6 protein-coding genes are annotated in these 12,372 nt (G+C 53.2%); 2 read left to right on the top strand and 4 right to left on the bottom strand.

The window, feature by feature from the left end:
* Nucleotides 1-19: 19 nt before the first annotated feature.
* Both Q4E40_RS11985 and Q4E40_RS11980 read left to right on the top strand, forming a co-directional pair.
* A complete protein-coding gene (locus tag Q4E40_RS11985; protein ID WP_303412423.1) occupies nucleotides 20-2,521 on the top strand; it encodes a TonB-dependent receptor in 2,502 nt (833 codons plus the stop codon).
* Nucleotides 2,522-2,603: 82 nt separating this feature from the next.
* Complete coding sequence (locus Q4E40_RS11980) at nucleotides 2,604-3,371, top strand: 3-hydroxybutyrate dehydrogenase (protein ID WP_303412421.1); 768 nt, start codon at nucleotides 2,604-2,606, stop codon at nucleotides 3,369-3,371.
* 385 nt (nucleotides 3,372-3,756) lie between these two features.
* Here the strand turns inward: Q4E40_RS11980 and Q4E40_RS11975 are convergent, their stop codons facing one another.
* The 4 genes from Q4E40_RS11975 to Q4E40_RS11960 form a co-directional block, all read right to left on the bottom strand.
* Nucleotides 3,757-5,748, bottom strand: coding sequence for an OmpA family protein (locus Q4E40_RS11975; RefSeq protein WP_303412419.1), 1,992 nt, complete (start codon nucleotides 5,746-5,748; stop codon nucleotides 3,757-3,759).
* 19 nt (nucleotides 5,749-5,767) lie between these two features.
* Entirely contained in the window at nucleotides 5,768-6,721 is a 954-nt protein-coding gene (locus Q4E40_RS11970; protein WP_303412417.1) for a PorP/SprF family type IX secretion system membrane protein, read from the bottom strand.
* Between the two features lie 26 nt (nucleotides 6,722-6,747).
* Nucleotides 6,748-10,944, bottom strand: coding sequence for an ice-binding family protein (locus Q4E40_RS11965; RefSeq protein WP_303412415.1), 4,197 nt, complete (start codon nucleotides 10,942-10,944; stop codon nucleotides 6,748-6,750).
* 468 nt (nucleotides 10,945-11,412) lie between these two features.
* Nucleotides 11,413-12,372 carry a PorP/SprF family type IX secretion system membrane protein gene (locus Q4E40_RS11960; protein WP_303412413.1) on the bottom strand — a complete coding sequence of 320 codons (960 nt, stop codon included), beginning with the start codon at nucleotides 12,370-12,372 and terminating at the stop codon, nucleotides 11,413-11,415.

Below are 12,372 nucleotides of genomic sequence, written 5' to 3'. Positions count from 1 at the left end.
ATTATCTAACCTAATTATCATGAAAAAAATTTACTCACTCCTGTTCGCACTCCTGGCAGTGACACAGGTAGCACTGGCCCAGAGCGGCAGTGTCAAGGGCCGCGTGCTCGGGGCCGACACCAGGGAGCCCCTGACGGGCGCCACGGTGCTGCTCGAAGGAACCACCAAAGGCACCTCTACTGATGCTGCCGGCGAGTTCAGTATCATGGATGTGCCAGCCGGCACTTATAACATGCGTATTTCCTATGTAGGCTATACCTTCCCAAGGCAGTCCGTAACGGTTACGACCGGCGGTACCACCGACATCGGCACCATATCGATGAACACCACCAATGTGGTAGGCGAGGAGATTGTGGTAACCGCTTCCCGTCGTCCTGAAAAGCTGACCGAGGCGCCTGCCGCCATCAGTGTGATATCCTCGCGCGACCTGACCGAGCTACCGTCTTTCAACGTGGGCGAGTTGCTCAACAAGGTACAGGGTGTGGAAGTGGTTCGCTCTGGGGTAGCTGGTATCGGTATCAATGCCCGTGGCTTCAACAATGCCTTCAACGTAAAGATGTTCCAGCTCACCGACGGCCGTAACTCCATGCTGCCGGGTGGTACAGGGCTTCCGGCCGGTGTTTACAATACCGTGATCAAAGAAGACATTGAGCGGGTAGAAGTGATCCTGGGCCCGTCTTCGGCGCTGTATGGCCCGAACGCGCACAACGGTATCATCAACACGATCACCAAAGATCCGCGTCTTCACCCGGGCACTACTGTCACGATCGGTGCCGGTAACCAAAGCGTACTCTCGGCCCGTGCCCGCCATGCCGGGGTAATCAACAGCAAGTTTGCCTACAAAGTGAATGCAGAATACACGCAGGGCAAAGACTTTGAATTCATCGACACTGTTTACAACGCCACACTGGGTGCTTTGCCTGAGTACGATGTGGACTTTAACTTCAACTTTAAGCGTGCCAGCGCCGCCGTGTATTACAGCCCGACCCAAAACATGGACGTGATCCTGGACTATGGTATCGGACAGGGCTCGAACATCGGCGTGACTAACAACGGCCGCAACCAGATCGATGGCTGGACCTTCCAGTACCTGCACGGCCGCATCGTAACGCCACGCATTTTCGCGCAGGTATACAACACCTGGAACGATGCCGGCGATACCTACCAGATCAACGCCCGCACGAATAACTACTATACCTTGCGTGCCCTAGGTCAGTCGCAGGAAGTAGCACACGAAAAGTCCAAGACAGGTGCTGCCAAAGGTGAGCTATACCCTAACTCTCCGGCCATCGCTTTCCCGGGCTTCATCGACAAGAGTCACCGTTTGAACGGAGAAGTGCAGTACAACAACAGCTACGGTGGTTTTGATGTGATCACGGGTCTTAGCTTCCAGCGCGACGTGGCCTACAGCCGCCAGACCTACCTCGATGACCGCAACGGAGACATCATCCTGAACCAGTACGGTGCTGTTGCCCAGATCGAGCGTGCCCTTGGTGACCGTGTACGCGCTGTGCTAGGTGGACGCATCGACCGCCACGACAACTACGGCACGCAGTTCAGCCCGAAAGCCGCCCTGACGCTCAATGCATTGGCCGGTACTTTCAGAGCCACTTACGGCCGCGCCTATGCGGCTCCTTCCATCCAGTTCCAGGAGTTTTACCTGAACAACGGTGCCCTGGCCATCCTGGGTAGCGGCGCCGGCCTGACCATACAGAACACCGAGACTGGTGCCACCCGCGAGATCCCTAAACTGGAGCCGGAGCGTGTGCAGACCTTCGAACTGGGCTACAAAGGCACCCCGACCGACAAGTTTTATGTGGACCTAAGCACCTGGTATTCTATGTCGGAGGACTTTATCTCGCCACTGACTGGCATCACCCCACTTATGGGCAAAGAGAAAGTGATTCGCAAAGGCAGCGAAGATGTAACAGAAGCGGCTTCTAACGCACTGAATTACTACCTCACCTACCTGAACTATGGTAATGTGAACTCGTGGGGTACCGACCTCGGCCTGAACTATTACCTGAACAACAACTTCAGCATCGGCGCCAAGTACTCCTACTTCAACTCTGATATTACAGACCGCGACAACCTGGACAACGACGCGAATGGTGATGGCAAAGTGGTTCCTGCCGAAAGCAGCCTCAACGCACCAAAGCACCGCTACAATTTCAACTTCACGGCCCGCGACCTGTTCAACAACAAGTTCTTTGGCTCGGTAAACGTGCGCATTCTGCCAGAGTATAACTTCTACTCCGGTTCGCAGGTAGCTGCTAAAGAAAACCAAAATAAGCGCGTGGCACCGCTTCTCTATAATTACGGACCGCTGGGCGGCTTCACTTCTGTGGACCTGAGCGCCGGATACAAATTCACACAAATGATCACCCTGGGTGCCAGCGTAACCAACCTGTTCGATACTGAGCAGCGTGAGTTTGTGGGTTCGCCAGTAATCGGCCGCCTCTACTCAGCTGAGCTGCGCTTCGACTTTGGTGGCAAAAAGAACAAAAACGACGTTAGGTAGATTAGATTAAGGTGAAGGCAGGGCGCCCCGCAAGGGCGCTCTGTTTTTTTGCGTTAAGTATTCAACTCTCAGGTTTTCACACATGAAGAATGCAATCATTACAGGGGGCACGAGTGGCATAGGCTTAGGTATAGCTCGTCTTTTTGCCGCCCAAGGGTATAACTTACTCCTGAACGGGCTGGAGAAAAATGGCCAGCAGATCGCCGATGACCTGGCACAGGAGTACAAAGTAAAGGTTATGTTTTCGTCCGCCAACATGCAGCAGCCCGAGCAGATCCGGGAGATGGTGCAGCAGGCAGAACAGGAGTTTGGGCAAGTCGATGTGCTCATCAACAATGCAGGTATACAATATGTCGCTCCAGTCGATGAATTTCCGGAAGATCGCTGGGATGCCATCATCGCCATCAACATGTCGGCCACTTTCCATACTTCCAAAGCCGTTTGGCCAGGTATGAAAGCCCGGGGATTCGGGCGCATCATCAATATTGCATCGGCGCATGCGTTGCGTGCTTCCGAGTTCAAGGTAGCCTATGTGGCCGCGAAACACGGAGTGGCAGGTATAACGAAGGTGCTGGCGTTGGAAGGTGCCCCGCACGGCATTACGTGCAACGCAATCTGCCCAGGCTATGTACGCACCCCGCTGGTAGAGGCCCAGATCGCTGCCCAGGCGCGCGCCCACCAGATGTCGGAAGCCGAAGTGATTGAAAAGGTGATGCTCAAAAAACAACCCATCAAGCAATTTGTAGAAGTGAAGGCACTCGGCAACCTGGCGCTATACCTAGCCTCTGAGTCTGCGAGCCAACTGACAGGCGCCATGCTGCCTGTGGATGGGGGGTGGTCTGCCCAATAAGAGACAGCATGGCGCTATACCTGCTAATCTCAAAATCAGGTATAGCACCTCTCAACAGCAATGCTATACCTGCTTGCGACAGGGAAAGTACCGGGTAAGAGAACTTTAGACAAAAGACGGATTCGTAAAGCATTTTGATTCAGCAAACGATCTGCAACAGCATGGTCTGTTATACTTCAAATTAATTCTACTTGGCTGTACTAAAGCATTGTTATACCTTGTCAAGGCGGCTATACCTTATCTCAAGCCATAACCTGCTCAAAGCAAAGGCCACATGCAAAACGTAACCCGCGCATGATACAGGAGATTCCGATCTTATGCCAGTTGCAAAACAAAAGCCCCGGCTCTCTCAGGAGTGCCGGGGCTTTTGTTTAACCTTAATTTATTACTTGCTGATAATCTTGAACTCGGTACGACGGTTTACCTGATGGTCTTCCTCCGAACACTCCACAAAGTCAGCACACTTGTTACGCAGCCTGGTCTCGCCGTAGCCTTTTGCTACCAGTCGTTTACGGTCTATACCTTTCGACACGATGTAGTCTACGGCAGCCTGGGCCCTGCGCTCTGACAGATCCTGGTTGTACTTGCGGGTCTGGCGGCTATCGGTGTGCGAGCTCAGCTCGATGCGAATCGTTGGGTTGGCTTTCAGGATACGCACCAGTTTGTCCAGTTCGATGGCGGCGTCCGGACGAATGTCATGCTTGTCGAGGTCGTAGAAAATGTTTTCCAGTACGATCGGCACGTTCGGCGTGTCGCGGTACATAATCATCTCCACCAATAGCGAGTCGATGCTGAAACGGCAATCCGGTGTGAAGAGGATCGTCTGCGTCAGGTAGCCTTTCTTACTGCCACGGATCGTGTACTGCATGCCCGCCTCCACTTTGTAATTGAAGTTACCAGTTGAGTCGGAGTGTGTCTCCACCATTGTACCCATGTTCTCTTCGAACAACTGAAGGAGCACATTGTCCACCATCACGCGCTTCTTGATATGTGTTCCCGGCTGATCGACCGTTTCGTAAGTCTGGCCCACCAGCGTACACTCCACGTTCACCTCCCTGAACTTGTAGATATTGTCGTAGCCCTTTTCGCTCGTTCTGCCTGATGACAACCACCCATTTGTTCCGGAGCTATCTACTACTATACCTAAGTCATCGCGTGAGGTATTAAGTGGGTACATTAGGTTCTGCACGCGCGTCCAGCTGCCGTGCTCGCCTTCTGCTCTGAAGATGTCAAGTCCGCCCAGACCCACGTGCCCGTCAGATGAGAAATAAAGTTTGCCATCGCCTCCGATGCTCGGGAAGCTTTCGCGGCCGCTCGTGTTGATCACTTCGCCTGCGTTCACCGGCTCGCCCCAGTTACCGTCCGGCTGGCGCTCGCTGTAGTAGATGTCTGTTTCACCCACCCCTCCCGGCATATCCGACACGAAGTAGAGCAATTTTCCGTCTGGCGTAATGGCCGGATGACCAACCGAGTACTCCTGCGGCTTGTTGTACTTAAAGGGTTTCACATCAACCCACTCATCGCCATTGCGGCGTGCCATAAAAATCTCATGGCGGTTAATGTTACCGCCTTTACCATCCCCTCTATTTACCCAGCTGGTAGGGTCTGTGTTTACTTTGCTCTGGCTGCGCTTTACACTGTTGGTTCTTGTAAAGTAAAGCATGTTTTCCTTCGGCAGGAAGGCCGCCGGTCCGTTGTGGATGTCTGTGTTGATCTCCTTGCTGAGCGGGCTTGGGTCGTTCCAGGTAGAGTCTTCGTTCATGCTGGCGTAGTAGAGCTGCACGAAACCATTGCCCGTCCAGTTAAAGCGCTCCTTTTGCTTGCTCTCGTCAGTCGAAAGCCTGTCCGAAGAGAAGACCATGTCGCCGTTTGGCAGCTGGATTGGGCTGAAGTCGACACCGGAGGAGTTCAGTTTTTGCTCAACAGCAATTTCGTAGGAGAGTGGTCTGTTGGTCCAGAAGTTGGCTGTGTCGCAGGAAGCGGCCTTTTCCATGGCCATGGTGGCCTGCTCCGGCACGCGTCGGGCGTAGGTGGTATAGAGTTCTTTTGCCTTCTCGTAGTTACCGTTGCGCTTGGCCGCTTCGGCATAGTGGTAGATGCTCGCTGGCGTTACATTCTCAAAACCGGCCGCCTGGGCATACCAGAACTCGGCCTCCTTGCTGTTGTTCATCAGGCGATAGCTGTCCGCAATGCGCTCGAGCAGGTAAGCGTCCGGCTCTTTGCGCTCCATTAACTTTTTGTAGGCGTCGAGGGCCAGCGCGTACTCGAAGCTGTTGAAGTACTTATCGGCCTCCTTCATCTCTTTTTTCTGCGCCGCAAGGGGCTGCGCGCATAGTGTTGCCAGAAGAATCAGTAGGTATAGGAATCGTAATCTCATGTCTGCTTTCTGGGTGAATTTAGAAGTATCGTGGGGTCAGCATTCGGTTGTCCTGCTTCTTGAAGAAGGAGTAGCCCAATGAAATCTCGTGGCTGGCGTGCTGGCGCAGGGCGTTCAGGCTCACATCGTAAGAGTAGCCCAGTCGCAGCTTTGGCGTTACATACAATTGCGCGATGGCAGCCCAGGCGTTACGGCGGTCCAGTTCGTACTCGTCGGAGAAGTTGTTGTGCACTTTCACGGCAGTACGGTACGAGCCGCCCAGCCAGATGCGCTCTCCCAGCAGGAAAAAGGCATTCAGGTCCAGGCTGGTCGGGCTGTTGAAATCCTCTTTCACCAGGAAACTCGGCTTGAAGATAAGCGTCGATGAAAGATCCATTACATAGCCCGCTGAAAGGAAGTAATGGCGGTTCGGCATGGTTACCTCCGGGTTGTCACCCCCCGTGTTCACCAGGTTGGCTACTGAAAGACCTGTATAAAAACGCTCTGTGTTAAAAAAGGCGCCAATACGAAAGTCCGGCATCAGCTCCGAAACTTTACCCGGGTTGATCGCCTGGTCAGGGCGTGTGTTGCCCGTGTTGAGCTTGCTGCCATCGAGGGTATACTGTGCCAGTCCGGCTGCAAAGCCGAGGGCCAGCTTCGCGGTTTCGCTCATTCGCAGGCGCACGGCCAGGTTGCCGTGCAGACCCATCTGGCGCTGAGCCCCCAGCTCATCGTTCATGGCGTTGAGACCGAAGCCCAGCAGCCCGCTGCGCGAAGAACCGTCCACGCTGAAGGTCTGCGTGGTGGGTGCCCCCTCTATACCTACCCACTGGCTGCGGTGGGTCAGGTTGGCGTTGATAATCTCTTTGCTCCCCGCGTACGCCGGGTTGATGATCAGCTCGTTGAAGATGTACTGTGTATATTGCGGTGCCTGCTGCGCATAGCCCTCCCAGGACAACAGCAATAACACCAGAAGTACCCCTAATTTTCGCATGGTAATCACTTAATTCGTTTGTTTTCTTATCGGACGATCATCACATAACCCTTGTAGGTCTTCTCAGAGCCATCGCACAGCGTAAGGCGAATTAGGTAATAGTAGGTACCCTCCGCCAATTTGTCTCCGTTCCAGTTGTTCTGATAAGCTTTGCTCTTGTATACCTCATTGCCCCAGCGGTTCACGACCACTACCTCGTTATCCGGGTAGTTTGCCAGGTTTCCGATCACCCAGGTATCGTTTTCGCCATCGTTGTTCGGCGTGAACACATTCGGCATAGTCAGGTTGGCCTCACGCATACTTGGGTCTGAGATCATCGTTACCGGATCGCTCTTACACTCGCCATTATCGGCTACCACTGTGATCTCTCCCCTGTTATTACCCTGCATCACGGTGATGACGCTGGTGCCCTGACCTGACAGGATTTCCCAACCGGTTGGCACTTCCCAGGTAAACAGAGCGGACGGGCTGTTCGACTCAAGCTCGAAAGTGGCTATATCCGAGCAGGCAAGCGTGCGGTCTACTATGCGGCTGATCACCGGAAGTGGTCTTGCCGCGACTGCCAGTTTCGTTGCGGCGCTGTTGTCGCAGTCGTTCACGGCTTCTACACTTACTTCGCCTGAGCCTGTGCCTATCTGTACTGTGATCTGCGTGGTGCCATGGCCTGAAGTTATGGTCCACCCGGCCGGCACTTTCCAGGAATAGGAAGCTGCATTGGCAACGGCGTCGATGGAATAAGTGGTGATGCGGGTTGCGCAAGTCAGCGTCTCGCCCTTGATGGCAGTAGGAGCCAGAGGCGGAGACGTCACTACTTCTACCGTCAGCTTCGCATCGGCCGTGGTGCCACAGGCGTTCTGAGCTTTAACTATTAGATCGCCTCTACCCGTTATTTTTACCCTTATGCTGTTGGTACCTTCTCCTTCCAGTATTTCCCAGCCAGTTGGCACTGTCCAGAGGTACGTTTCGGCACCGCTGATAGCAGGTATGGAATAGACGGCATCGGTTCTGCCCACACATGCCAGCTCCGGCCCCTTGATAGCTTCCGGGTTCATGAGCGGACGCTGAGGCTCCGTCAGCAGTTTAACGCTCTGGCTCTTTCCGCAGGAGTTTACAGCGACTACCGATACTTCGCCGCCACCCGTTCCGGCTGTTGCTTTTATCTGCGTTGTACCTTGCCCGGAAGTAATCGTCCAGCCTTGTGGCACTACCCACTCATAGCTAACCGCCGTTGGAACAGCAGCGATGTGGAAGTTAAGGCCCGTTGCATTGCCGCAGTACGATTTGTTGTCGCTTACGATGGCAGATGGTGTGGGAGGAACTGAACCTACCGACTGCACGGTCAGACCGGTAGCAGTGCTTCTGGTTCCGCAATTGTTAACGGTAGCCACGGTCACCTTACCCTGTGTTGCACCGGCTTTCACGGTGACACGTGTTGTGCCCTGTCCTTCTACGATTACCCAGTCTGCACCCGGGAAACTCCAGAAGTAAGATTTTGCACCCTGCACTGGGTCCACAGAATAAGTTTGGTTAAGTCCTGCGCAGTACTGTGCATTCCCGGTTATCGGTCCTGCTTGTGGAGCAGGCACATCAGCCACGGGTGCCACGCGCAGTTTGGCAGGCATACTGTTACCGCAAGGGTTAGAGGCCGTTACGGTAATTTCACCAGCCAATGTACCTACATTCACCACGATTTCCGTGGTACCCTGACCGGACAGGATGGTCCAGCCGGATGGCACGGCCCAGATGTACTCCAGGGTATGGTCTACTGGTGCCAGGGTATAGACAACCTGACTCTGTCCTCTGCATACCTCGTCCGGACCATCGATGGCGAATGGCGTTGCCGGCACTGTTGGGAATGGCCTTACGGCTTTTGTTGCAGGTTTGCTCTCACCGCAAGAGTTTCTCGCAATCACGCTCACATTGCCTGATTGGCTACCGATCGTTACCGTAATGCGGTTTGTGCCCTGTCCACTGTTAATGATCCAGGTTGGAGGCAGTGTCCAGGTATAGCCTTGTGCACCTGCTATCGGATCTATTTCATATACCGTGGTTCTAGCGGTACAGCCAAAATCTTCTCCTTTTATAGCAACAGGAGCGGCAGGAGCGCCCGTTGCAGTTGTTACATCTTTGCGTGTGATACCACTTGCGCCGCAGTCATTAACCGCCTGCACGCGCAACTGACCACCGCTGGCATTCTCGCTCAAGGATACGGTGATTTCGTTTGTGCCCTGGCCTGCCGTGATCGTCCAGCCGTCTGGCACGTACCAGGTATAGCTCGTGGCACCCGGCACCGGCGCTACGGAATACTTTGTACCGACACTGTTCTGACAAACCGGGAACGCACCTGAGATATCACCCGGGTTAACCGGCGGGCCTGGAGTAGGCACCACACTGAATGTTCGTGATGGACTGGTTCCGCAGGCATTTATACCTTTCACGGTTACGGTACCACCTACTCCGTTCGGGTTAAACGTAACGGTGTTTGTTCCCTGTCCTTCGATTAGTGTCCACTCAGTCGGGTACTCCCATACATAATCGGCCACATCGCCGCTGGCTGTCACGCTGAATGTCACTCGCTCTGTGGATACGCAGAAAGGCAGAGTCCCTGACCCGGAGATATTGGATGGCTGGTTTGGTGCCTGCAGGAATGGCTTCACCTCAAGCTCAGCTGCATTCGGGCTCTCGCCGCAGACGTTCTTCGCCTTTACAGTTACTTTGCCGGCTGTCGTTCCTACGCTCACAGAGATTTGCGTGGTGCCCTGTCCGGACACGATCTTCCAACCCGTAGGTACTGTCCATACATAAGAGGTAGCATCCTGAACAGGTCCTATTGAGTAAGTTGCACCTTCTCCGGCACAAACCCCTTCGTTAGCCGTAATAGGCCCAGGTGTCGCAGGTGGATCGGGGTAATTGTTTACTTTCAGGCGGCTGGGAGGGCTGGCGCCGCAACTGTTGTTCACCGAAACCTGTATGAAGGCCTCATCGTTACGTCCGGTTGCCTCCACAGTGATTTTGATAGTTCCCTGACCGCTCGTGATTTTCCAACCGCTTGGCACGTTCCAGGTATAGCCGGTGGCTCCTACTACCGACTCGATGCTATACTCCCCGACAGTTCCTACGCAGAGCTCCACAGCCCCTGTGATAATGCCGGCATCCGGAAGTACTGCGCAAAAGTTAATGTCAACCGTGTTGTTCTGCTGTATTTCGTCTTCGGCCGCGCCTGATATTGTACCGCGCACAAAGCCCGGGCCTGTTTCGTTGATCGTGGCTGTAAGTGTGAGTGTGTAGGTTTGTCCTACTTTCAGGCTCCCGATGTTCCACACCCAATTGTTGTTCACAAGTGAGAAGGTAGAGTTGGGAGCGTCTGTTGTAAAGGTGTGGTTAACGCCTGAGAAGAGAATGGGGGTTACCCGTACGTTTTGGTCATCTACCGGACCCTTGTTGGTGACAGTGAAGGTATAGGTGATGGTCTGGCCCACGATATAGCGGTCAACACCAGCGCTGCCTTCTGTTTTCTGTATCTTGATCTCCAGGTCGGTTGGCAGAAAGAAGTTGTTGTTGTTGAGCCTGACTTCACTTTGCAAGGAGGCAACGCGTCCTCTCACAATCGTACCGTCTCCCAGCGTTACCAGCTGCTTTGCCAGGTATTGACCTTTTATTTCCGCACCATTAGCTACTGTGAGTGCATCCTCTACTACCCAGAACACATTGCCAATTTTAGCATCCCGCATCAACTCGATGTCTACTCCCGCCCCAATGTTGAGGCTGCCTTTGACAATGAAGATGAAAACCGCGTTGGGATTGTTGTTACCATCCAGTGTAATGTCGTTGGTGACAGTGGCATTGCCATTAAACAGGTATACACCCGCGGTATAGGTACGGCCGCCGAGTTCTGGATTGGTTAGTGTTGAAGTGGGGGTTGCCGCAGCAGCTGTGTTGTAAACCGAAGTGGCTGCAGCAAGCGCCGCGTCAGCAGCGGCATTCACGTTCTCGATGCCACGCCACACGGCGCCTGCGTTAAAATTCTGGGCCGGACTCCTAACTGAAGCTACTTTTGCACGAACAATTGTATTCGTACCGCTCTGGTTGAAAACCTTATCGCCAGCTACTACGTTATAGTCGTAAAAGGCCCCCAGTGCGGGCGCTTGTTGCGCATGTACGCCAAATGCAACCAGCCATAAGCCTAGCACTAAGAGCAGGGCTCTACTTAAAAAGCTTGTCATGAAATCAATGAGTATAAGTTTGTTATAGAACCTGGCGTTTAATATTCAACAATTTGCAGCTACGGACGGCCATATCCGAAGCGCTTTTCCTACCATCCCACTTAACCAAATAACCTGCAAGTATATACTTTAAAAAGTACATTACGAAGCTTCAAAAGTATATTGCATATATTTGGGGCTATATTAAGCTCTAAAATTTAACAAAATTTGTTAAGCACCAAATTTTAAGTTAAAGTTTAAACTTAATTACGGCAAAGTCCTATCTTAATTATTTAATCCTGAAACTTGTGTCAGTACAACCCCGCGCCTAGGCGGACTATGCTGATTCAAGCCATTTCAAAATAGTATTTTTTAGACTTGGCTGCAAAAGTAGGCACAATCAGGCACACTCTGTATCAGCAACATAAAAAAAATATTCCTTTACAGTCCCTCCCTGAATTGTATTAAACCGAAAAAATGCGCCTTACCTTACCATACCCATTGCGGACAGATGATACGGCGGTCGTTGAGGAGCTTAAAACCTACTACTACCTCGTGGGTTCCGGCACTTACCCGGTTGAGGCCTGATGTAGTGGCATCATAAGAATATGAGATGTCGATCAGCGGACTAACGTACACGCCTACCATCCCTACTACGGCATCGTTGTGACGGTATGAGGCTCCTACCCAGAAGCGCTCATCGTACAGCGCGCGCAGGTTCACATCCACCGAGAGCGGGCTTGGTGCGGCCAGCTTGAACATGACAGAAGGAATGAGGTCGATGCTACCTCCGGGCGCAATGCGGTAACTACCCGTCAGGAAGTAATGTCGCTGCAGGTCGAGGGACACGTTGTTTTCCTCTGAGGAGCGGAAGGTGCCTGCGTTCTCGAGCAGTTGCGCTCCTGCAAGTCCTACCGAGAAGTTACGGGAGTACACCCACAGTCCCAGCGAAAGATCCAGCACATTCTGATTCACCCGGCCACCACCTATCAGCGGCTCTGCCGGGTTGGTAAACTCCAGCTCCGAACTATTAACAGTATTACGAATAAGGCCAGCCGCCACGCCCGCCGATACATTGATGGTGCGCGTAACAGGCAGGTGGTACGCATAGGTACCCGACAGCCCTGTTCTGCGCAGCGGGCCTGTCTTGTCGGTATGCAAAATAACACCTGCCCCGTGATGTGCCAGCGCCTTCGCATACTTGGTGCTGGCTGCGCCTTTGTTCAGTGGCATATGGGCGGAGACATAGTAGGTAACGGGAGCTCCGTCAAGCCCCACCCACTGCTGCCGGTTACTGATGCGTATGTCAGCGTAATCTTCTATACCTGACAGGGCGGGGTTGAGCAGAAAGTTATTGACCATGTACTGGCTATACTGCGGGCGCTGCTGTGCGAAAGCCTGCGTAACAACACCTACCAATACAACCAACAGGAGAGACAGCTTTTTCAT

The sequence above is a fragment of the Pontibacter coccineus genome (assembly GCF_030546575.1).
GTDB lineage: Bacteria > Bacteroidota > Bacteroidia > Cytophagales > Hymenobacteraceae > Pontibacter > Pontibacter coccineus.
This window is presented reverse-complemented; position numbering and strand designations above follow the sequence as displayed.

What these genes read in the sequence shown, in the direction of transcription:
- Q4E40_RS11985 (WP_303412423.1), top strand. Translation starts at nt 20, where the DNA reads ATGAAAAAAATTTACTCACTCCTGTTCGCACTCCTGGCAGTGACACAG.
- Q4E40_RS11980 (WP_303412421.1), top strand. Translation starts at nt 2,604, where the DNA reads ATGAAGAATGCAATCATTACAGGGGGCACGAGTGGCATAGGCTTAGGT.
- Q4E40_RS11975 (WP_303412419.1), bottom strand. Translation starts at nt 5,748, where the DNA reads ATGAGATTACGATTCCTATACCTACTGATTCTTCTGGCAACACTATGC.
- Q4E40_RS11970 (WP_303412417.1), bottom strand. Translation starts at nt 6,721, where the DNA reads ATGCGAAAATTAGGGGTACTTCTGGTGTTATTGCTGTTGTCCTGGGAG.
- Q4E40_RS11965 (WP_303412415.1), bottom strand. Translation starts at nt 10,944, where the DNA reads ATGACAAGCTTTTTAAGTAGAGCCCTGCTCTTAGTGCTAGGCTTATGG.
- Q4E40_RS11960 (WP_303412413.1), bottom strand. Translation starts at nt 12,372, where the DNA reads ATGAAAAAGCTGTCTCTCCTGTTGGTTGTATTGGTAGGTGTTGTTACG.